The organism is Alloalcanivorax mobilis, from assembly GCF_002864685.1.
In the GTDB taxonomy this organism is placed as follows: Bacteria; Pseudomonadota; Gammaproteobacteria; order Pseudomonadales; family Alcanivoracaceae; genus Alloalcanivorax; species Alloalcanivorax mobilis.
In genome coordinates, this window is record NZ_NMQZ01000007.1 from 38,449 (window position 1) to 58,939 (window position 20,491).

The 20,491-nt window shown below is 64.4% G+C and carries 16 protein-coding genes; 4 read left to right on the top strand and 12 right to left on the bottom strand.

The window, feature by feature from the left end; all coding sequences use genetic code 11:
• Positions 1-41: 41 nt before the first annotated feature.
• The 11 genes from dbpA to CGS25_RS05945 all read right to left on the bottom strand — a co-directional run bounded on the left by dbpA (position 42) and on the right by CGS25_RS05945 (position 15,110).
• The gene (dbpA, locus tag CGS25_RS05895) at positions 42-1,418 is read right to left on the bottom strand and encodes an ATP-dependent RNA helicase DbpA (RefSeq protein WP_101674905.1); all 1,377 of its coding nucleotides are present in this window, start codon (positions 1,416-1,418) and stop codon (positions 42-44) included.
• A 551-nt stretch (positions 1,419-1,969) separates the two neighbouring features.
• Positions 1,970-5,371 carry a mechanosensitive channel MscK gene (gene mscK / locus CGS25_RS05900; protein ID WP_232802276.1) on the bottom strand — a complete coding sequence of 1,134 codons (3,402 nt, stop codon included), beginning with the start codon at positions 5,369-5,371 and terminating at the stop codon, positions 1,970-1,972.
• Positions 5,372-5,467: 96 nt separating this feature from the next.
• A complete protein-coding gene (locus tag CGS25_RS05905; protein ID WP_232802278.1) occupies positions 5,468-6,427 on the bottom strand; it encodes a PA2778 family cysteine peptidase in 960 nt (319 codons plus the stop codon).
• The gene (locus CGS25_RS05910; RefSeq protein WP_089031506.1) at positions 6,427-6,816 is read right to left on the bottom strand and encodes a PA2779 family protein; all 390 of its coding nucleotides are present in this window, start codon (positions 6,814-6,816) and stop codon (positions 6,427-6,429) included. Before CGS25_RS05910 ends, CGS25_RS05905 begins: the two co-directional genes overlap by 1 nt.
• Before the next feature lie 37 nt (positions 6,817-6,853).
• A complete protein-coding gene (gene selD / locus CGS25_RS05915; protein WP_101674908.1) occupies positions 6,854-9,058 on the bottom strand; it encodes a selenide, water dikinase SelD in 2,205 nt (734 codons plus the stop codon).
• Between the two features lie 93 nt (positions 9,059-9,151).
• On the bottom strand, positions 9,152-10,648 hold the full coding sequence (locus CGS25_RS05920) for a PhnE/PtxC family ABC transporter permease (protein ID WP_089031508.1): 1,497 nt from the start codon (positions 10,646-10,648) through the stop codon (positions 9,152-9,154).
• Positions 10,645-11,307 (bottom strand): ATP-binding cassette domain-containing protein, encoded by a 663-nt coding sequence (locus CGS25_RS05925; protein ID WP_232802280.1) that lies wholly within the window; start codon positions 11,305-11,307, stop codon positions 10,645-10,647. The genes CGS25_RS05920 and CGS25_RS05925 overlap by 4 nt, the downstream gene beginning before the upstream one ends.
• A complete protein-coding gene (locus CGS25_RS05930) occupies positions 11,304-12,173 on the bottom strand; it encodes a putative selenate ABC transporter substrate-binding protein (RefSeq protein WP_089031509.1) in 870 nt (289 codons plus the stop codon). The genes CGS25_RS05925 and CGS25_RS05930 overlap by 4 nt, the downstream gene beginning before the upstream one ends.
• A 97-nt stretch (positions 12,174-12,270) precedes the next feature.
• Positions 12,271-13,365, bottom strand: coding sequence for a tRNA 2-selenouridine(34) synthase MnmH (mnmH, locus tag CGS25_RS05935; RefSeq protein WP_089031510.1), 1,095 nt, complete (start codon positions 13,363-13,365; stop codon positions 12,271-12,273).
• 127 nt (positions 13,366-13,492) lie between these two features.
• Entirely contained in the window at positions 13,493-14,371 is an 879-nt protein-coding gene (locus CGS25_RS05940; protein WP_089031511.1) for a MaoC family dehydratase, read from the bottom strand.
• A gap of 148 nt (positions 14,372-14,519) precedes the next feature.
• Positions 14,520-15,110 (bottom strand): TetR family transcriptional regulator, encoded by a 591-nt coding sequence (locus CGS25_RS05945; protein ID WP_232802282.1) that lies wholly within the window; start codon positions 15,108-15,110, stop codon positions 14,520-14,522.
• A gap of 245 nt (positions 15,111-15,355) precedes the next feature.
• Between CGS25_RS05945 and CGS25_RS05950 the strand changes: the two genes are divergently transcribed.
• From CGS25_RS05950 to CGS25_RS05965, 4 genes are all read left to right on the top strand, one after another.
• Complete coding sequence (locus tag CGS25_RS05950; protein WP_101674910.1) at positions 15,356-16,438, top strand: flavin reductase family protein; 1,083 nt, start codon at positions 15,356-15,358, stop codon at positions 16,436-16,438.
• Positions 16,439-16,468: 30 nt separating this feature from the next.
• Positions 16,469-17,587: a fatty acid desaturase family protein gene (locus CGS25_RS05955; protein ID WP_101674911.1), complete on the top strand. Its 1,119-nt coding sequence runs from the start codon at positions 16,469-16,471 to the stop codon at positions 17,585-17,587.
• A 178-nt stretch (positions 17,588-17,765) separates the two neighbouring features.
• Positions 17,766-18,743 carry an AraC family transcriptional regulator gene (locus CGS25_RS05960; protein ID WP_269800681.1) on the top strand — a complete coding sequence of 326 codons (978 nt, stop codon included), beginning with the start codon at positions 17,766-17,768 and terminating at the stop codon, positions 18,741-18,743.
• A 175-nt stretch (positions 18,744-18,918) separates the two neighbouring features.
• Positions 18,919-19,896 carry an SdiA-regulated domain-containing protein gene (locus CGS25_RS05965; protein WP_101674912.1) on the top strand — a complete coding sequence of 326 codons (978 nt, stop codon included), beginning with the start codon at positions 18,919-18,921 and terminating at the stop codon, positions 19,894-19,896.
• Here CGS25_RS05965 and CGS25_RS05970 read toward each other — a convergent pair.
• Positions 19,880-20,410 (bottom strand): FxsA family protein, encoded by a 531-nt coding sequence (locus tag CGS25_RS05970; protein WP_101674913.1) that lies wholly within the window; start codon positions 20,408-20,410, stop codon positions 19,880-19,882. The two genes, CGS25_RS05965 and CGS25_RS05970, sit on opposite strands and share 17 nt — an antisense overlap.
• Between the last annotated feature and the right edge of the window lie 81 nt (positions 20,411-20,491).

Below are 20,491 nucleotides of genomic sequence, written 5' to 3' on the forward strand. Positions count from 1 at the left end.
GAGGCGTTAGCGTGCCGGCGTGTTGCGTGAAAGCGTGCTCGCTAGAGCTTCCGCACCTTGAAACGCTTGCCCTTGATGCGGCCTTCGCTGAGGCGGCGCAGGGCCTTGTCGGCCACGTTGCGCCGCACCGCCACGAAAGCGACCTGATCGAGGATATCGATCTTGCCGATGCTGGCGCCATCCAGGCCGGCGTCGCCGGTCAGCGCGCCGAGAATGTCGCCGGGCCGCAGCTTGTCCTTGCGGCCGCCCTGGATGCACAGAGTGTGGTGGCTGGCGGTGAGCGGGCTGATCAGTGGCGCGCCGAGAGCGGCGGCGGCCGGGGTGGTGGCGTCGAGGCCCAGATCGGCGGCCAGCCGTTCCAGCTTAAAGCGCTCTTTTTCCACCAGCAGCGTCACCGCCAGACCGCTTTGGCCGGCGCGGCCGGTGCGCCCGATGCGATGCACATAAACATCCGGGTCGCGCGGCAGGTGGTAGTTGATCACCAGTGGCAGGTTTTCCACATCCAGCCCGCGCGCGGCCACGTCGGTGGCCACCAGCAGGGCGGCGCTGCCGTGCTTGAAGCGGATCAGCACCTGGTCGCGATCGCGCTGATCGAGATCGCCGTGCAAAGCCAGGGCCGGAGTGCCGCGCTGTTCCAGCCAGGCGCACAGTTCGCGCACTTGCTCTTTGGTGTTGCAAAACACCACCGCGGCGCTGGGCCGGGTGTGCGCCAGCACGCGGCTGAGATCCTCGGCCAGGGCGTTCGGTTCGCTGAGGTAAAACCTCTGCTCGATGTCGCTGGCCTGGTGCCGGCTCTCCACCGTGACCCGCTGTGGCTGCCGTTGAAAACGGCCGCTCAGGCTCTGGATGTCGTCCGGGTAAGTGGCGGAGAACAGCAGCGTCTGGCGCTCGGCGGGCAGGGTGCCGATGATCGCCACCATCGCCTCCATGAAACCCATGTCGAGCATCCGGTCCGCCTCGTCCAGGACCAGGGTGGTGGCCTGGCTCAGATCCAGGGTGCCCTTGCGCAGATGATCCTGAATCCGCCCCGGCGTCCCCACCACCACATGGGCGCCGTGTTCCAGCGAGCCAATTTGTGGGCCGATCGGCTGTCCACCGCACAGGGTCAGCACCTTGATGTTGTCCCGGTAGCGCGCCAGCCGGCGGATTTCCTCGGCGACCTGGGTGCTCAACTCCCGGGTGGGGCAGAGCACCAGCGCCTGGCAGCCGAAAAAGCGCGGGTTGATGCGCTCCAGCAAGGCGATGGCGAAGGCGGCGGTTTTGCCACTGCCGGTTTTCGCCTGGGCGATCAGGTCGCGGCCGGCCAGGGCCACCGGCAGGGCCTGCGCCTGAATCGGCGTCATCGAGAGATAGCCCAGGCTGCGCAGATTGCTGATCTGATCGGCGGGAAGAGGCAGGCTGTCAAAGGCGTCGGTCACGGCGGGCTCGCGGAGTGGCGAAGGGGGTGCGCAGTATAGCGGCCCGGGGCCGCCGGGGGCAGGGTCGGGCGCTGGACGTTGGACGCCGGACGCCGGACGCCGGACGCCGGACGCCGGACGCCGGACGCCGGACGCCAAGATCAAAACCCGTCGCTGGCAGGGCCTGCTCCTACAATAAACACGCCTCTCTACAGGGCCGCCGTAGGAGTAGGCCCTGCCAGCGACGTTTTTTAGCCGAATGGCACGGCGTTGTTGCCCCGCACCTGAGGGTTTCTTCGCCGGACGCCGGACGCCGGACGCCGGACGCTGGACGCTGGACGCCGGACGCGAAGATCAAAATCAAAACCCGTCGCTGGCAGGGCGGGGCGCCGCCCGGCCTCTCCTACAAACACACCCAACCCGGCTACAGGGCCGTGTAGGAGAGGCTGGGCGGCATTCCGCCCTGCCAGCGACGTCTTTTAGCCGAATGGCACGGCGCTTTTGCTCCGCACCTGAGGGTTTCGGCGCCGGGGCCGCCGCTGAGCACATAAAGCGGAGGGTCGATCATGATGCTAGCCGGGGACCGGCGCGTCGTCGCCATCGCCTTCTGTGCCGCCGCCGGCCGGGCCGACACCCGGGCTGCCGTCGCGGCCGGCCTTGCGGTGAAAATCGCGACGGTCGCCGCGCACCACCACTTCATCTTCATTCATGCTGCGCAGATGAACGTCGAGCTGATTGAAAGCGATTTCCACGTTGTGCTCACGGCAGGCTTCGGCGATGGCCCGGTTGAGCTCGTCGGTGGCGTAGAGAATGTCGCCGATTTCTTTCACGTGCACACGCAGCTCATGTTCCAGTGAGCTCTCGCCAAACGCCATGAACAGGATCAGCGGTTCCGGATCGCGCAGCACGCGTGGATTCTCCCGCGCGGCGCGTTCCAGAATATCGCGGCACATGGCCAGGTCGGAGCCATAGGCGAAGCCCAGCTTCAGGGTGACCCGCGTGATGTTGTCGGTGAGCGACCAGTTGATCAGCCGCTCGGTGACGAACGTCTTGTTGGGGATAATGATTTCTTTGTGGTCGAAATCGAACACCGTGGTGGCACGAATGCGGATGCGGCTGACGGTGCCGGACAGGTTATTGATGGTGATGACGTCACCAATACGAATGGGCCGCTCAAACAGAATAATGATGCCGGAAATAAAATTGGCGAAAATTTCCTGCAGGCCAAAGCCGAGACCGACACCCAGTGCCGCCACCAGCCATTGCATCTTGCTCCAGGACAGCCCCAGAGTGCCCAGGGCGATGATGATGCCGACCACCACGATCACATAAGAAAGCAGGGTGGTGGTGGCGTAGCTGGTGCCCGGGCGCAGGGTCAGCCGCGAGAGCAGCAGCACTTCCAACAAACCGGGCAGGTTGCTGGCCAGCAAAATGGTGGTCACGCCGATCGCCAGCGAAGTCATTACGTCGCCCAGGCTGATCGGCACGTCGGTGGCGTTGACGCCCTGACCTTCGGTGGTTTGCCAGAGCAAAATATTATCGGTGTAGGAAAAGGCGTTGAGAATATCCGCCCAGACCAGATACAAAAGCACGCCGAACCCCACCACCAGCGCCAGCCGGATCAGACGCAGGGACTGTTGATTGACCTGCTGAAGATCCAACTGCGGCTCTTCCACTTCCACCCCTTCCGGGTTGTCCTTGGGCTCCGCTTCGCGCTGTGCCACCGCTCGTTTGTAGGCGAGCCGCTGGGCCGCCACCGCCAGGCCGCGTACCGCGGTGGCATCGCAGAGAATCCACAGCAGCAGTAGATAGAACGAGTCGATCATGCGCCCGCTCAGGCGCACCGAGGTGTAGTAGTAGCCGAGCCCGATCAACGCCACCAGCACCAGCGGGATACCGGCGCACAGGGTAGTGGCCAGCCCTTTGAAAGCGCGCGAGTAACTGCGCGTGGGATAAACCAGCGCGGCGCGGCACAGCGCCGCGCTGATCAGCAGCAGGCCGGCGACCATGGTGACCAGGCCAATGCGATCATTGCTCAACTGCGAAGGCCATTGCTCGCCGAAGGCGATCACCAGGGTCATGGGCACCATGGTCAGCCCGACAACCAGCAGACGCCGGCGCAGCTGCAGATTTTTTTCCTTGCTCCAGCGAAACTGCCGTTGGGCGATGCCGTTGTCGGCCAGCAGCCGGTAACAGAGTTCGAACACCAGCCACAACAGGCCGATTTTCAGCAGCGTCGCGGCCAGCACCGAGCTGAGCGTGCCCGGCTGCAGCCACAGCCCCCAGGCCACCAGCGAAAACACCATGGGAACCGGCGCGCAGAGCACCGCGGTGTAGAGAATCGACAGCGGCGTATGGCGCTGGCTGTCACGCTTCAGAAAGCCAATATCATTGTTGAGCCGGCGGATTCGAGGACGCAGGATTCGGCGCAAGAGCAGCAGAGCCCCGGCCAGCACCATCGGCAGCAACAGCCAGCCGCCCTTGTCGCTGAGTAATGCCTTCGAGCGGGTTTTCAGGTCGGCCCAGGGAATATTATCGAGCTCTTCACGTACCTGGGCGGGGAACTGATTGAACCACTGCAACGACAACGGTTGCGTGCTGGGCATCCAGAATGTTTGTTCGGAAATCACATTGCGCAGATCGTTAATGGTCTTGTCGAGTTGTTCCTGGTTGAGCTGTACGCGCACCATTACGTTCAGCTTGCGGCCCAGCTCCTGGTCGAGCTGATCGAGCAGCTCAGCGTGGGCCTGGTGAAGACGATTCAGTACCGTCTGTATCTGATCGCGTTCACTGTCGCTTAACGCGCTGTCGTCCACCTGCGGTGGCTGGCGTCCCAGGTCTCGGCGTTTCTGGTCGATGTCGAACTGGGCCAGACGGGTATCGGTAATGCCCTTTTGCAGATTGGCGCCGGGCGCTGGTTCGGGCAGGCTCTTTTGCTGCTCATAGAGAATCCGCGACAACAGCAGGCTGCCGTCGAGCATGCGGATCTGATCGTTGACGGTACTGGAGAGCGAGCGCACCCGGTCGAGCCGGGTTTTCGACGAAATGCTCTCGCGAATCAGATCGTTGACCTCGCTGCCGACCTGTTGCAACCGCTCGCTGAGCGCCTGATTCTGCTCACGGGCGGCCTTGAGCAGCGGGTGGCCGCTGAGTGATTCCGGCAGTTGCACGTCTTCCGCGCTGAGCTGGGCGCGCAATTCTTCGATGCGGCGCTGATTGATCATCGGCTGCAGGGCGTCCAGACGCTGCTGATAGAGCTCCGCTTCCGCTTCCAGCAGTTCCTTGCGCGCTTCGGCGAGTTCCTCCAGGGTGCTGGCCACCGACAGCTCCTGATTGCGCAGCTCGATGCGTGTCTCCAGGGCGGTCAGTTCCGTTTGCAGGCGGGTGCGCTGCAGGTCGTTGAGCTCATCCTGGCCACTGTTTCGTGCGTCGCCCAGGCGGTGGCGGATTTCATCCATGCGGGCGAGGCTGTCACTGATGGTGTTCTGGGCCCGTTCAGGCAGGGTTTGCGAACTGGTCAGCTGGCTGCTGACCTTGGCCAGGGTTTCCTGATTGTTTTCCAGGGCATTGAGTTGCTTGACCAGTTCATCGACCAGCGCTTCCAGTGACAACGACGCGTAGCGGCTCTGCCAGTCCAGTTCCCGTTCCCGGCGCGTGCTCTCAAGCGCATTCTCCTGGCTGGCCTGTTGTTGCGGCGCCTGCTGGCTTTGTTGTTTGAGCTCTTTGGCGCGCTCGCGGTTCTGGTCGATCTCGCGGCGCAGATCCAGAGTTTCCTGGAGCAGCTGCTGACGCTCGCCGGAGGGTTTTTCCGCTTCGCCGTTCGGGTCGTTCGCTGCATCCTTATTCTGAGCGCCGCCGGTCAGTTGTTTCTCCAGATCCGCCACGCCGGGCAGGGTAAAGTTCGCGCTTTGGGCGTGGACGCCGGCACTGACGCAGGCCAACAGAAGCACGAACAAAATCGGACGAATCAGCACGGTGATCTCGCTATCCCTGTGAAATGAGGTCAGCTTAGGGCCTGTTTGGTGGAATTGCGATGCCCGCAATGGCGCCATGATCGATGCTGGCCGGTGTCAGTGCGCCGGGCAGCCGTGCCCACCGGTCAGTTCATCGACGCTGGCGGTGATGTTGTCGCTCTCCGGGGCCAGGGTGTGCGCCTGACACACCGCCGCTCGCGCGCCGTCCTGGTCGCCGTGGTCGGCACGGGCGTAGGCGAGATTGTTCCAGGCGGGGGCCAGATCCGGTGCCTGGTCGACGGCCTGTTCGAAGGCCTCTAGCCCGGCGTCGCGCTGGCCGGCCTGCCACAGCGCATTGGCGTAGCCGAAGCGCAGCCGGCCGTTGTCGGGAAAGCGGGCCACCGCCGCGCGCCAATGGGGCAGGGCATCCCGGTTCAGGGGCGCCAGCGCCTTGAGCAATGGTTCAGGCTCCACGCTGTCGGGTAATTGCCCCGGCGGCAACAGCACGAACCCCCAGTAGCCGGCGCGTGCCCAGGTGCGCAGAAAGCGATTCCAGTGGCTGGGCGTGGCTTCGTCGGTGCCGCTGTGCAGGATCACCCGATGGCCGGCCTGGTCGTAGCCAATCACCACCGCGTAATGCCACATCGGCCACTGAGGCAAAGCGAGGTTTTGCAGAATCAACACCGGGTGCCCGGCCTGAACCTCGCGGATCAAGCGATCGGGAGTCTGAATCGGGTAAGCGAGCAGGCCGCGGGCGCGGCCCGCGGCCATCAGCTCAATGCCCAGCGAACCATGCCGCTCCGGCAGCCACACTTCATCGACCAGTTGATCGGCGTCGCCGGGCAGATGATTCCATTGCAGCATCATCGCCAGCGCGGCGGGACCGCACTGGTATTCGCGTTGCGCCACAAAGGGCACGTCGAGGAGAGTATGTGGCCGGGCGCTGGCGCGCTCCGGCGGTGGAATGGTCTGGCAGGCGCCAAGTAGCACACAGGTGAACACAGTGAAAGCGGCGGCCAGACGGCCGCCGCGAAAGGTGCAAGACATGGGCGCGAGCAAGCGCTTTGGCGTGGGCATCAACCGATCGGGTCGATCACCGGAAACACGTCGGTGGCGCCGAGCAGGTCGAGCAGAACCAGGATCAGGATCACCGCCAGGATCACACCAATCACGCCTTCACCGGCGGGCAGTGAATCGGCTTTGGTGGCCATTTGCTGAAGTTCGCTGTCGCTGAGACGGGCGAGACGTTGCTCGACCTGATCCGGGGTCACGCCATTGCGCGCCAGCACCTTGCTGGCCGCTTCCCGGTCCATCAGGCGCATGACTTTTTGTTCGAGCGCGGCGCGCTGTTCGTGCGCCACCATGCCATCGGTGGTCACCATGGCCGCCTGTGCCGCCGGCATCAGCAAGCCCTGACTGATCAGCATGACCAGAACGGTAAAGAGACTGGTGATTTGCTTTTTCATCGTTGGTCGCTCCGCATTGTTCGGTCATCGAAGGCTATCACGGTGCTGTTGGCACCAGCGTGAGCGTACTGAAAGCTTTGTGATTTTTTACAGTGATGGCGCCCGCCACGCAGGCCGGTACCCCGGCCTGGCGCAGCGCGGCCAGTGCCTCGCTGAGGTGCTCCTCGGCCAGACAAAAAAGCAGCCCGCCGCTGGTTTGCGGGTCGGTGGCCGCCGCCAGCCGTGGGTCGTGGTCGGCGACGCGCGGCCGCTGGCAGCGTGCCAGCACCTGATCGTTGGCCGGCTTAAGGGTGCTGCCCACGCCCCGTTCGATCAGCTCAAGGGTGCCGGGCAGCAAGGGCAGCGTGTCCAGATCGAGGCGGGCGTCACAGCCGCTTTGTTCGCAAATTTCCAGCAAATGGCCGAGCAGGCCAAAGCCGGTAATGTCGGTGCAGGCGCCCGGGTGGAACCGGCGCAGGGCGTCGCGGGCGTTGCCGTTGCTGGCCAGCATGTTCTCGAGGGCGGCGTCCAGCCAGGGCCCGCGGGTCAGCCCCTGCATGGCGGCTGCCAGCTGCACGCCGGTGCCCAGTGCCTTGGTGACGATCAGCCGGTCGCCGGGCCGGGCGCCGCTCTTGTGCCACAACTGCTCCGGCAGCGCGCTGCCATTAACCGTAAAGCCGGCGGCCAGTTGCGGGCCTTCGATGGTGTGGCCGCCGACCAGCGAGCAATTGGCCTGATTCAGCTCCCGCACCGCACCGGCCATCAATCGCTTCAAATCACGGCCCTGCAGGCGCGGGTGGTTGTGCGCCAGACACACGTTGGCCAATGCCGAATGCGGGTCGGCGTTCATTGCGTACAGGTCGCTCAGGCTGTGCAGCGCCGCGATTCGGCCGAACAGGTAAGGGTCATCGATAAAGGCCGGGAAATAATCCAGGCTCTGCACCAGCCGGCGCTCGCCGGGCCAGCGGATCACGGCGGCGTCGTCGGCCTCGCCGAGACCGGCATCGCTGTTGTCGCGCGCCACCGGGCGCAACTCGGCGAGCGCCTCCTGCAGGGCGGTGGCTCCGACCTTGGCGCCGCAGCCGGCGCAGTGCATGGGTTGTGTTGTGAGGTTGTCGTTGGCCATCGGCATGGCCGGCAGCCGCTGGTCGAACTTCGCCATAAAGGCGCGATCAATGCGGTCTTTCCAGCGCCATACCCAGGTGCCGGACACGGTGGGCCCGGGCCCGCGGCTGCCCACCGCGTCCCGGTTGCCGCCGCTCAGCAGCGAAAGATAGCGGCGTTGCGGTTTAAAGCGCCGCAGTGGCTGCCCGCCGACCACGGCGCGCAGGTTGGCGGCCAAGGTGTCGGCCTGACGCACCGCGTACACCCCCGCTTTGGGTAACGGCGTGGGGAAGGCGGCGCAGTCACCGCTGGCGAACACGCGCAGGTCATCGATGCTTTGCAGGGTCTCGTTGACCCGCACAAAGCCCTGTTCATCACAGCTCAACCCGCTGTCCGCCAGCCAGGCCGGCGCCCGCGCGCCGGTGCACCAGAGCAGGAAGTCGAAAGTCAGGCCACGATCCGGCAGTTTCAGGGTGTGCGCTTCGACCCGCCGTACCGGGCTGTGTGGATGCAACTGGATCGCCGCGTCTTCCAGGCGCCGGCCGATGCGCCGGCGCACCGCCGGCGGGTAACCGGGCAACAGCTCGCCAGCGGTGATCAGATCAATGCGCGCGTTCAGGCCGCGCCGCCGCAGTGCCTGACGCACCGCCAACGCCATTTCAGTGCCGCCGGCGCCGCCGCCGACCACCGCCAGGGCGGGCTCGCCCGGCTGGCGGCTGAGCTTCTCCAGCAGGGCGTGCCAGCGCTGATGGAAGGCACTGACTGGCTTGACCGCCACCGCCTCGGTGGCGGCGCCGGGAACGCGCTCCAGATCCGGGGTGGCGCCCACGTCCAGGCTCAGCCAGTCGTAGTCCAGGGTGCCGCCGTCGTGCAGGTGCACGAAGCGCCGTCGGGGGTCCACGCCGGTGACCCTGGCGCGCACGAAGCGCGCGCCGCTGGCCTGGCAAAGGCGGGGCAGATCGATGTGCGTCTGCGTCAGGCTGTAATGGCCGGCAATCAGCCCCGGCAGCATGCCGGAATAGGCACTCAGGCTCTCCGGCGACACCAGCGTCACGCGCAGGCCCGGTATCGGCTTCATCGCCAGCCGGCGCAGCAGCAACGCATGGCTGTGGCCGCCGCCGGCCAGCAGCAAATCGTGTTCGGCGCCGCCCGATGTCATGGGCACGGGCGCTGGCCGGTGAACACGCAATGCCTTGTCATCGGTGTCAATGTCATCAGCGTTTCTCTGCATTGTATGTTGTACGCGGCCGGATCATGGTGCCGCCAGGGAGCCGTTGCTCAGCCGCAGGCGCCCGCGCAGCCAGCGCGACAGGGCGTCCACCGCCAGGTTGAGGGCCACGGTGGCCAGGATCAGCACCAGGGTGCGATCAAAACGAAACTCGGACACGCTGGAATCAATGTAAAAGCCGAGCGTGTGGATGCCCAGGATACCGAGCACCGCGGTCTCGCGCATGATGATCTCCCAACGGTAGAGCAGGAAGGCGAGAAAATTCGGATACAGGCGTGGCAGCACTTCATAGGCGTAGCGATTGAGGCCCCGCGCGGCGTCGGCGCGCAGCGTCAGGCCCTCGCTGAAGCGGCCGGTGAGGTGGGCGATGATGGCGCCGGTGTGCAGCGCCAGAGCAAGGATGCCGGGCAGCATCGACGGGCCCAGCATGATCAACAGCACGAAGGCGAGCAGAAATTCCGGGGTGGTGCGCAGCACCACCAACAGAACATGACCCAGCCCGCGGCTGAGGCGGTTACCAAACAACGGCGACAGCAGGGGAAACATCAGCAGAGCGAGTATCGCGGTGAGCAACAGCGCGGCCATGCCCAGCACCAGGGTTTGCCAAAGCCCGGGGCCGATCTGTTCAATCCACAGGCCGCTGAGCCACGGCCCCAACCCGGCCAGACCCTGCCCCTGGCGCAGCGGCGCGGGCACCAGATCGACGGTGACAAAACGCACCAGGGTCGCCCAGCGGCCCTCCAGCAGCGGCGGCGCCCAGGCCAGCGCCGCCACCAGATACGCCGGCACCAGCCAGGGCCGCAACCACAGCCGCAGCGTCAGGATCAGGATGAACAGCAGATACAGCAACGCGGCGCCCTGGTCGTAGAGACCTTCGCGGAACGCGGTCTCCAAATGGAAGCCGACGGTGGGTAAGCCGATAAAGCCGAGAATCGCCGAGGCCCGCAGGGCGCACTCCAGACGATAGGCGGTGTAGGTTTTGCAGCCGTGCCAGATCAGCGGCAGCCGGGCATAAAAAAAGCGGCTGGTGGCGCCGGCGGCGGCGGGCAGGCTGCGCTCTGGTGCCGGGTCCGCCTCTTCCAGGAATTCGCCGAACACCTTGGCGAAGATGCCGGCGTAGGGAATCGCGATCGCCAGCACGCCGGTCAGCGTGGAGAGACCGTTGAGCTGCAGCAGCAGCAAGCCCCAGAACAGTTCATGGATGGCGCGCACCGCCGCCGCGCCGGCGCGAACCGTGCGGTGGCGCCACAACATGGCCAGCAGAAAGCCGGCCACGGCGCCCAGAGCAACGCCCTGAAAGGCGAACGCCAGGGTGTTGGCCAGGGCCTGCCACAGCCCGTCGGTGTGGAAAAAATCCGGCGCCAGGAAGCCGCCCAGCATTTTCGCCAGCTCCGCGCCGGGGGACGGGCGCGCCAGCTCCAGATCGGCGCACAGGAAGGCGGCCAGGCCGGCCAGGGCGAGGCCAGCGCTGGCACGGCGCCAGCGGCTGGCGGTGGTGTCCAGTGCCGGTGTGTCGCTCACCGGTACAGCTCGTCGAGCTCGGCAAGGCTCAGTTGGTCGGCGGCGGCATCCAGCACCACGGCGCCATCGCGCAGGCCAATAATGCGCTGGAAGCAGGCCAGCGCCAGGGCCCGGTCGTGCATTGCCACCACCGCGCCGCGGTGGCGTTGCAACGCCAGCCGCACCAGGTCGAGGCCCTGGTGTTCGTCCAGATTGGAGACCGGCTCATCGGCCAGCAGCACCGGGCGCTCGCTGTACAACGCCCGCCCCAGAGCGGTGCGCTGAGCCTGGCCGCCGGAGAGCCGGTCGACGCTGGTGAACAGCTTCTCGCCAATGCCCAGCAGGCCGGTCAGTTCCGCGACCCGTGCCCGGTCGGCGGCGGCCGGCCGTATCAGGGTGCGCAGATTGTGCCAGGTGCCGTAACGGTGCAGCGCGCCCATGTGGATGTTGTGAAACACGCTCAGCATCGGCACCAGGGCGCCCTGTTGGGGGCACCAGGCGCATTGATCCTGCCGTTGTTCGCGCAGGGCCGCCAGCAGGGTGGACTTACCGCTGCCCGAGGGGCCCAGCAACGCGACCTGCTCGCCCTCGGCAATGCTCAGGGTGAGGTTTTCGAACAGTGCCGAGGGGCCGTAGCCGAGACGTGCCTGATGGAAATGAAACAGCGGCGCCGGATTCAATCCAGTAATCCGATGTCTTCCGCGGTTTGCTCGATCGGCCGATAGTCCTGATTGCTGGCTGGGATGAATTTTTCGCGGGGGAACACCGCCAGCAATTGCGGATCGTCGATGCCCAGCAGGGTGTCGGTGACCTTGGCGGTAAAGCCCTCGCCGAAGCGCTCATCAAGATCGCCGCGCACGGTCCAGTGATAATCCGGGTAGCTGGGGGTTTCCCAGACGATGGTGACCTTGTCGGTGTCGATCTCGCCGGCCTGCATGGCGCGGTCCCAGACTTTGTAGTTGAGCACGCCGGTGGCGTAGGCGCCGCTTTGCACCAGCGCCAGGGTGCGGTTGTGATCACCGCTGAAACCGACTTTGCCGATCAGCTTTTGCGGCGCGTCGCCAAACCGTTCGCGAAAATAGTACTCCGGCATCAACCGCCCCGAGGTGCTGCCTTTGTCGCCGAAGGTGAATGAGGGCTGGTCGATAAAGGCATCCGGCAGGGTGTCGCCGCGTTGCAGCCCGGTACCGGTATTGGCGATGAAATAGGATTTGAACGCGGCGTCTTCCTGGCCCTGGGCGATGGCCTGGGAGCCCGGCACCAGGCGCCGTGCCTGCACCCCGGACAAGCCACCGAACCAGGCCATTTGCACTTCGCCATTGCGAAACGCGGTGACCGCCGCCGGATAGGATTTCACTGGCACATACTTGACCGGCACACCGAGCTTGTCTTGCAGATACTCGGCGATACGGCCGAAACGCTCAACCAGGTGGCTTTCGTCCTGATCGGGGATGGCGGTGAAGGTAAAGGTCTCGGCCGGTTTATCCGGGCCACAGGCTGTCAATAGCAGGGCCGTCAGGGCGACCAGCAGGGCGCGCACTCGCATTGTCGTCTCCGTTCAATAGGGAGTCATACCGGGCTGGATAGGAACAGAACCCAGCCCGCCGCTGCCCGGCTATCGCGGCGGGGGCTGGCAGCCGTGGCTACCGGTGAAGCAAAAATTCGAGCACTTCGGCGCGGCGTCCGGTGAACAGGGTGTCGCCGTCGCGGTGTTTTTCCAGCATGTAATCGTACATCGGGTCGTAGTAGCCATGGAGCAGCTCGCGAATCCAGTCACGATGCTGTTCGGTGGCGCCGCTGCGCTGCTGTTGTTTCAGCGCTGCCTGCAGGGTCGCCCGCAAGGCCTGATGGCGGGCGCCGCCAAGGCGTTTGCTGATGCGCTCAAGGGCGTCGAGCAGGGCCTGACCGAGGCGCGCGTGGGCCTGCTGCTCACCAAAGTACTCGGCGTATTCCGCCGCCGGGCCGATCACGTAGTCTTCCAGGGTCACTTGCACGCGCGCCTCCAGAGGCTCTTCGATGGTCACCCTGGGTGCTTGTTTGAGCCGGTCTTGCAGGGTCTGTGGAAGATAGCAGCGGCCGATCAGTTTGCTTTCGTCCTCCATGATCACGGCACCGGCGGGGCGTTGAGCCTGGTGCAGCAAATCAATGGCGAGGGCGTTTTCAAAATCGATCTGGGTGGGCTGGCCGGCGGGCCGCCGGCCGAACGATGAGCCGCGATGGTGGGCCAGACCTTCCAGGTCCACGGCGTTGTTCAGCCGTTCGATGACGCGGGTCTTGCCGCAGCCGGTGCGGCCGCTGAGCACGGTGATCGGCAGGGCACGCAGGTGGCGTTCCATGCTGTCCAGCAGAAAACGGCGCAGCGCCTTGTAGCCGCCTTCCACCAGCGGCGCGTCAACGCCGGCCTCGCGCAACCAGGCCTGGGTGGTGCGGCTGCGCAGGCCACCGCGAAAGCAGTACAAATAGCCCCGCGGGTGCGCTTGCCACCAGGCCCGCCAGGCCCGCAGCCGCGCCTCGCGCCGCTCGCCGCGCACCAGCTCGTTGCCCAGATCGATGGCCGCCTGCTGGCCGGCTTGTTTATAGCGAATGCCGATGCGATGGCGCTCGTCGTCGTCGATCAAGGGCAGATTGACGGCGCCGGGAAACGCGCCCTTGCCGAATTCCACCGGCGCGCGCACATCCAGCAGCGGCGTGCCATTGAGAAACAGGGCTTGGTAATCGCGGGTGTCGGCTCGGTTCATGGCTGGGGATTCTAGCAGGCTGCTGAACAACCCGTCGCGTACTCTGGCTTTCCGGCACGGGTGGCACGCCGCCGCCAGGGCGCGCGGGTGCCGGGCCGAGCCGCTCCCGCAGCTTTGCGGAAGAGCTCTACTTGGGTGGTTCCTTGGCGCGCAGTTCGCCACTCAGGTGTGGTTTGATGCCATCGCTGGCGAGCAGGCGGAAATCGATGCCGCCGTCGACGCTCTTTTCCTCAAAGCGAACCGTGGCGGGGATGTACATCGGCAGCTTGAATTGCACGTCCACGCTGAACGCCTGCTCCGGCAGTTTATGTTGCAGTTGCGCCAGGCAGCGCGCCTTGGACCACATGCCGTGGGCAATCTGTCGCTTGAAGCCGAACAATCGGGCGCTCAGCGGGTAAAGGTGAATCGGGTTGCGATCTCCGGAGACCGCGCCGTAGCGGCGGCCGGTGTCGCCGGGAACTTTCCATTCCACCGTGTCGGTGGCCGGCGCCGGGTTTTCGCGGGATTGTTTTTTCTTTTCGCCACTGCCGCCGCCACGAAAGAAGTTCACCGATTCGCTTTCCCAGACACGCTCGCCGGCGGTGCTGACCACGGTGAACACGGAAAACTCATAGCCTTTCGCCACCTGCGTCAGGTTGCCCAGATAGCATTTGATATTGAGCTGTTCGCGTTCGGCGATGGGGCGGTACTGGGTGATGATATTGCGCACATGCACCAGGCCCATGGCCGGGAACGGGAAGCCGTCGGCGGTCATCAGTGCCATGTGCAGCGGGAAGGCGTGCATGTGCGGGTAGGTCAGTGGCAGCCGGCCGTCGGCGCTGAAGCCGCACACTTTCCGGTAGGCGGCCAGGTGTTTGGCGTCCAGCCCCACATCATTGAGGCGCAGCCCGATGTCCGGCAGCTTGGGGTCACGGCCCGGCCGCACGCGGGCGCGCAGCAGGGCCTTGGCGAAGTTCACCGGCATCGCCGGCGCGTGGCGCAGTTCGCGGAAATTCACTTCACTCATAACGGCGTCCTCGTCGCGCGGTTGGGGTGCCAGGGCCCGCGCCACGCACGGGCCCACCGCCGCGCCCTGGGCGCGGCGTCAGCGGGCTGTTAAAGGGGACAGTATAGGGCGCGCTGGAAGTGGGGAATTGGCCGTATCGCCGCAGCGCTCAGGTGTTGGTGTCGGGATGGGAGCGCCACAGAGCGACGCCGAAATAGATCAGGCGCACCTGTTTTTCCGCGATCAACAACATTTCCTGCTGGCCGGTCTCGTCGTCTTCGTCCAGTTCCAGCATTTCCTGGGTCAGCGCCACCACGCCATTGACCACCGGCGACGCCATCATTTGAAGGTCCTCGGCGCTGACGTCGACCAGGAACGGGAACCGCGACATGTCCATGGCCAGCTCGCTGACGAACAGGCGGATCTCCCGGCGGATCGCCTGGCGCATGGTCGCCGAGCCGCCATAGAGTTCCTTGGAGACGAACAGGAAGTGGTTGCGGTTATTGCGCACATAAGTGAAGAAGGTATCCATGGAGCCACGGATCATGCGCTCGCTGGGCAGCTCTTGCTGGCGCACTTCGCGCATCATCTGGCGCAGGGTGCGGAACGATTCGTCCAGCAGTGTCAGCCCGAGCGCGCTCATGTCTGGAAAATGGCGATAAAAGGCAGTGGGTACCACGCCGGCCCGTTTGGTCACCTCGCGAAGGCTCAATGAAGAGAACGGCGCTTTTTTGGCGACCAGATCCAACGCCGCGTCCATCAGGGCCTGACGGGTTCTGCCGCGCTTCGGGCGCCGCCCCCGGGTTGTCGTCTCTCTGCTCAACGTTTGTTTACTCCCGAACCATCATTTTTATTCTTTCCCGCCTCGCCATGTTAATCATCTTTCCTTTTTGGTTGTACACAACTTATTGATTTTGTTGTGTAAAAAAGTATTTGTGAACAGGTGTTGACTAGCGCTGCTTGTGGCGTTACAAAGTGCACAACTGTAAACAAGAGGAGTCGGGCATGATCTCAATCCCGTCCACCGAAAAACGCTGGGCCCGGCGCCTGGGCAATGCCCTGGCGACGCCGTTTACCCCGGAAGACTACCTGGCCCTGTTCAATCCGTTGCACTCCGCCCGGGAGACCCGCGCGCGGGTGCGCCAGGTGGTCCGTGAAACTGATCGCGCCGTCACTTTGCAATTGCAGCCCAACCGGCTGTGGCGCGGCCATCGCGCCGGGCAGCATGTTTTGCTGGGCGTGGAGATCAATGGCGTGCGTCGGCAGCGCTGTTTTTCTCTCTCCTCGGCCCCTTCGGACCCCTACCCGTGCGTATCGATCAAGGCCAATGGCCAGGGCGGCGTCAGTGACCACCTGGTGCGGCACGCCCGCGCCGGTGATCTGCTGGTGCTGGGCGAGGCGAGCGGCGACTTCGTGTTGCCCGGCCCCGCTCCCGAGCGGTTGTTGCTGGTCAGCGCGGGCTCAGGGCTTACACCCGTTCACAGTATCGCAAAGGAACTGCTGGCGTCCAATCAAGAGCTGAATCTGGTTTGGTTCCACTTCGAACGCCGCTATCAGGACCTGATGCTGGCCTCGTCACTGCGCGACCTGAGCGCCGATCCGCGCCTTGATCTGCGTGTTGTGCTCAGTGGTGAACCGCCGCGGGCAGGGGATCTGCAAGGGCGGCTGGATGAACACTGGCTCACCGAACAACAGGTGGATGCCGAAGAGCGCACGCTGCTCACCTGTGGCCCGGCGGGCTTTCTCGACACCGTGATCGGCTGGCACCAGCGGCACGGCCGGGCGCCGCTGCTGCATGAGCGCTTCCAGGCGGCGCCGGTGAGCGCCGGCCACGGCGGCCGGGTGGTGTTTGCCCGCAGTGGCGGCGAGATGCGCACCGACGGCTCGGTGTCGCTGCTGGAGGCCGCGGAACAAGCCGGGCTGAAACCGCAACACGGCTGCCGCATGGGCATCTGCCACACCTGTAAATGCCAGGTTAAGCGCGGCCGGGTGCGTGATCTGAACAGCGGCGAGAGCCGTGAGCTGAACAACGAAGCAATTCGAATCTGCATTCACGCCGCCGAGGGCGACGTGGAAATGGACTTGTAGGAGCCCTGACAGGCTCCGAGGAGAAAGACCATGAATGCGAACGCTGAAATGATCGATCCGGTGATTTTTGAACGTAAAGGCACCCGTCTTACCCGTTCCCAGGTGGAGGCGTTCGGTGCCGAAATTCAGGCTCTGCGCGACCAGGTGATGGCCGATCGGGGCGCCAGGGACGCGCGTTACATCCGCCGTGTGGTGCGCGCCCAGAAAGGCTTCGAAGTGGCTGGCCGGGGGCTTCTGTTCCTGGGCGTCCTGCCGCCGGCCTGGCTGGCCGGGACCGCACTGCTGTCGCTCTCCAAGATTCTCGAGAACATGGAGATCGGCCATAACGTCATGCATGCGCAGTGGGATTGGCTGGGTGATCCGGCCCTGGATTCTTCCACCTACGATTGGGACAACACCTGCCCGGCGGAGCAGTGGAAGCACTCGCACAATTATATGCATCACACCTATACCAACGTGGTCGGCAAGGATCGCGACGTCGGCTACGGCATCATGCGCATGTCCGACGAGCAGCGCTGGAACCCGATCTATCTGTTTCAGCCGGTCTATAACTGGGTGCTGGCGGGCCTGTTCCAATGGGGCGTGGCGCTCCATGACCTGGAAGTGGAAAAGGTACTCAAGGGCGAAAAGAGCTGGAGTGAGTATCGCCGCCAGCGCCGTCTGATCATGAAAAAGGTGCGTAAGCAGGTGGCCAAGGATTATCTGCTCTTCCCGCTGCTGGCCGGGCCCTTCGCGCCCTGGGTGCTGGCCGGCAATCTGAGCGCCAATCTGATCCGTAACCTGTGGTCCTATCTGATCATCTTTTGCGGCCACTTCACCGAGGACGCGCAGATGTTCACCGAGCAGGAGATTGAGAATGAAAGCCGTGGTCAGTGGTATTTGCGTCAATTACTGGGCTCTTCGAACCTGGAAGGCGGGCCGATCTTCCACATTCTCAGTGGCAACCTGAGTCATCAGATCGAGCACCATCTGTTCCCGGATATGCCCTCCAACCGCTATAAAGAGGTGGCGCCGAAGGTGCGCGAAATCGCCGAACGCTATGGCCTGAACTACAACAGCGGTCGCCTGGGCCGACAGTTTGGCACCGTGCTTAAGCGCATTCACCGGCTCGCGCTGCCTGGCCGCAAAGCGGACCTGGCCAGTGCCTGAGAGGTCGCCTTGCCCGCGTGGCCGGCAACGGCCACGCAAGTCGTTTTGCGAAGCGGTTCCGGCTCTCCCGGGGCTGTGCTAACCTGCTTGCTTGGTATGTACCACCACTCGGGGACGTCGCAAAAGGATGGCAGAACTGACCGATTCCGGTGTGCTCCTGCGCATGGCGTACAGGGCCATGAAAAATGCCGGTATAAACGCGGACGCCGTGCTGGCCGAAATCGGCCTGGACCGCTCGATCCTTGAGATCCCGGACTTGCGCACACCCCACGATGGCCAGGAATGGTTCTGGCAGGCGCTGGAGAAAGTCTCCGGCGATCCGCATGTGGGTTTGCATCTGGGTAAACACATGCCCACCTATAAAGGGCAAGTGCTGGAGTATCTGTTTCTCTCCAGCCCCAACTTCGGCGAAGGCCTGCGCCGTGCGCTCAACTATCAGCGCCTGCTCTCCGACGCCGCCCGTGCCGAACTGTTCGACGAAGGCGAGCGTATCTTTCTGCGCCAGCCATTTTGGGGGCGCCGCCTGGCCCACCTCAACGAATGCGTGATGATGGGGCTGATCAAGTTTTTCGCCTTCGTCACCGACGGTGCCTTCGAACCCCTGGAGATTCATTTCGGCCACGAGCGCCACGCCGACCGGGATGAATACGAGCGCGTGTTCGGCTGCCCGGTGAAATTCGAGATGCCGTCGGTCGGGGTCTATTTCGACGCGCGGCTGATGGCGCTGTCTTCCGCTCACCACGAACCGGAACTGCTGCGTTTGCACGAGCAGTTGGCCAGTGAGCAGGTGGCACGCCTGGAGAAACAGGATCTGGTGGCGCAGGTGAACCGGCTGATCGCCGAGTTGCTGGAATCCGGGCACGCCAATCTGGAGGAAGTCGCCGAGCGGCTGGGCATCAAGGCGCGGCAATTGCGCACCCGGCTCGCCGACGCCGGCACCAACTTCAACCAACTGGTCGCCGATTACCGCTGCAAGCTGGCGAAACGGTTGCTGGCCGGTACCGATGAATCCATCGACGAGATCGTTTATCTCACCGGTTTTTCCGAGCCGTCCACTTTTTATCGCGCGTTCAAGCGCTGGGTGGGCATGACGCCCATCGAGTATCGCAAGATGAAAGCGGAAGAAGACGCGGCGGCGGCTCGCGAAGCGCACTGACTCAGCTCCGGCCGGGCGAACGCTCTGGCCGTTTTCATTTCCGATTAATGTTGCTCCGTTACACTGCCCGTTGGTGGCCGGCCTGCTGTTAAACGCACGGCCTTCTACCATTGTGCACGGCACTTTGGCGTGCATCGGGGCGTGCGGCGCCCATTATTGAATCGGGGTCGAAGCAGTGGGGCGTGCTCAGGCGGATAAGGTCAGCGGGGCGCACAGCCGCCGTCGCATCGGTTGGTTTGTTGTGCTGATCGCGGTATTGATCGGTCTGTTGCTGGTGATCCAGCGTTATCATTGGGACGCGCGCCTTTATTACTCCGTTAAAAGCCACTGGAGTGAGAACGATTGGCGCGGTCGCAGCCTGTGGCTGCCCGATTACCAGGCGGTGATTGAAGCCAGGCCGATAGAAGGCGTGCGCCAGAACCTCTCCTCGATCCTCTACGATCCCGAACACGATCGGCTACTGGGCGTGACTAACGGCCCGGCTGAGATCGTGGCATTGAGCAAAGAAGGGGAGTTGCTGGCGCGTTATCCATTGATGGGTTTTGGCGACGTCGAGGCGATCGGCTACCTGGGCGATGGCATGATGGTGATGGTGGACGAACGCGCCCAGCAATTCAGTTTCGCGCCGCTGCCCGAACAGCCCGGGCCGATCCGCATCGAACAGGCCCAGGTGTTGTCGCTGGGCATCAATCTGAACGGCAACAAAGGCTTTGAGGGCACCAGCTACGACCCGGTCAATGATCGGCTGTTCGTGGTCAAGGAGCGTGATCCGCGCCAGCTTTACGAGATCCGTGGCGTTCGTGCCAGTCTCGGCCACGGCCTGCACTTGCACATCCACGACCGCACCGAATGGATCGAACGCTCGGTGTTCGGTACCGACCTCTCCGGCGTGCATTACGATCCGGCTACCGGGCACCTGGTGGTGCTCAGCGACGAATCCAATCTGCTGGTGGAAATGACCGATCAGGGTGAGTTCGTCAGCTTCCGCACCTTACTGGGCGGCTGGTTTGGCCGTGGCGACTTGCATGACAGTGCGCCGCAACCGGAAGGCGTGGCCCTGGACGATCAGGGCAATCTGTACGTGGTCAGCGAGCCCAACCTGTTTTATCGCTTCCGCAAGCCCGCTGCCGGCGCCGTCAACGCGGACCCTTGATGGAGGGATCGTCTTCGCTGCGCGCCTCGCCCTCGATGATCTCGCCCTGGTGGTCATCGTTGGCCGGCCGATGGCCGCCAAACGGACCGCCGCCGGGGGCGCCGCCCCGGCTCTGGTAGAAGAAGGCGCCGCCGCCGGAGCCGGTGGTGAACGCCTGCACCGTGCCGCGCTTGATCAGGCGCGCCGCCAGAGCGCGCCGGGACGCCGGCAGCAGCAGTACCAGGCCGGTCGCGTCGCTGATGAAACCGGGGGTGATCAGCAGAGCGCCGCCGAGCAACAACATTATCCCCTCGACCAGCTCCCGACCCGGCATTTCGCCCTGATTAACCCGTTGATTGAGCCGCTGCCAGGTTTCCAGTCCCTGATGGCGGAACAGCGCCGAACCGACCAGCGCGGTCAGCACCACCAGACCGATGGTGATCGGCCAGCCGATCACGTCGGCGGCGGCGGCGAGCACCATCACCTCCACGATCGCGAACACCAGGATAAACAGGAAAATCCGGCCGAAACCCATGCCACCCTCGAAACATCATTGCGGCGCGGAACACGCCTTTAACCGTCAAGATGGCGCTAACGGTGGGAGGATTCAAGGGGC

What these genes read in the sequence shown, in the direction of transcription:
- CGS25_RS05905 (WP_232802278.1), bottom strand. Translation starts at nt 6,427, where the DNA reads ATGCCCACGCCAAAGCGCTTGCTCGCGCCCATGTCTTGCACCTTTCGC.
- CGS25_RS05910 (WP_089031506.1), bottom strand. Translation starts at nt 6,816, where the DNA reads ATGAAAAAGCAAATCACCAGTCTCTTTACCGTTCTGGTCATGCTGATC.
- selD (WP_101674908.1), bottom strand. Translation starts at nt 9,058, where the DNA reads ATGACATCGGGCGGCGCCGAACACGATTTGCTGCTGGCCGGCGGCGGC.
- CGS25_RS05930 (WP_089031509.1), bottom strand. Translation starts at nt 12,173, where the DNA reads ATGCGAGTGCGCGCCCTGCTGGTCGCCCTGACGGCCCTGCTATTGACA.
- mnmH (WP_089031510.1), bottom strand. Translation starts at nt 13,365, where the DNA reads ATGAACCGAGCCGACACCCGCGATTACCAAGCCCTGTTTCTCAATGGC.
- CGS25_RS05940 (WP_089031511.1), bottom strand. Translation starts at nt 14,371, where the DNA reads ATGAGTGAAGTGAATTTCCGCGAACTGCGCCACGCGCCGGCGATGCCG.
- CGS25_RS05945 (WP_232802282.1), bottom strand. Translation starts at nt 15,110, where the DNA reads ATGGACGCGGCGTTGGATCTGGTCGCCAAAAAAGCGCCGTTCTCTTCA.
- CGS25_RS05950 (WP_101674910.1), top strand. Translation starts at nt 15,356, where the DNA reads ATGATCTCAATCCCGTCCACCGAAAAACGCTGGGCCCGGCGCCTGGGC.
- CGS25_RS05955 (WP_101674911.1), top strand. Translation starts at nt 16,469, where the DNA reads ATGAATGCGAACGCTGAAATGATCGATCCGGTGATTTTTGAACGTAAA.
- CGS25_RS05960 (WP_269800681.1), top strand. Translation starts at nt 17,766, where the DNA reads ATGAAAAATGCCGGTATAAACGCGGACGCCGTGCTGGCCGAAATCGGC.
- CGS25_RS05970 (WP_101674913.1), bottom strand. Translation starts at nt 20,410, where the DNA reads ATGGGTTTCGGCCGGATTTTCCTGTTTATCCTGGTGTTCGCGATCGTG.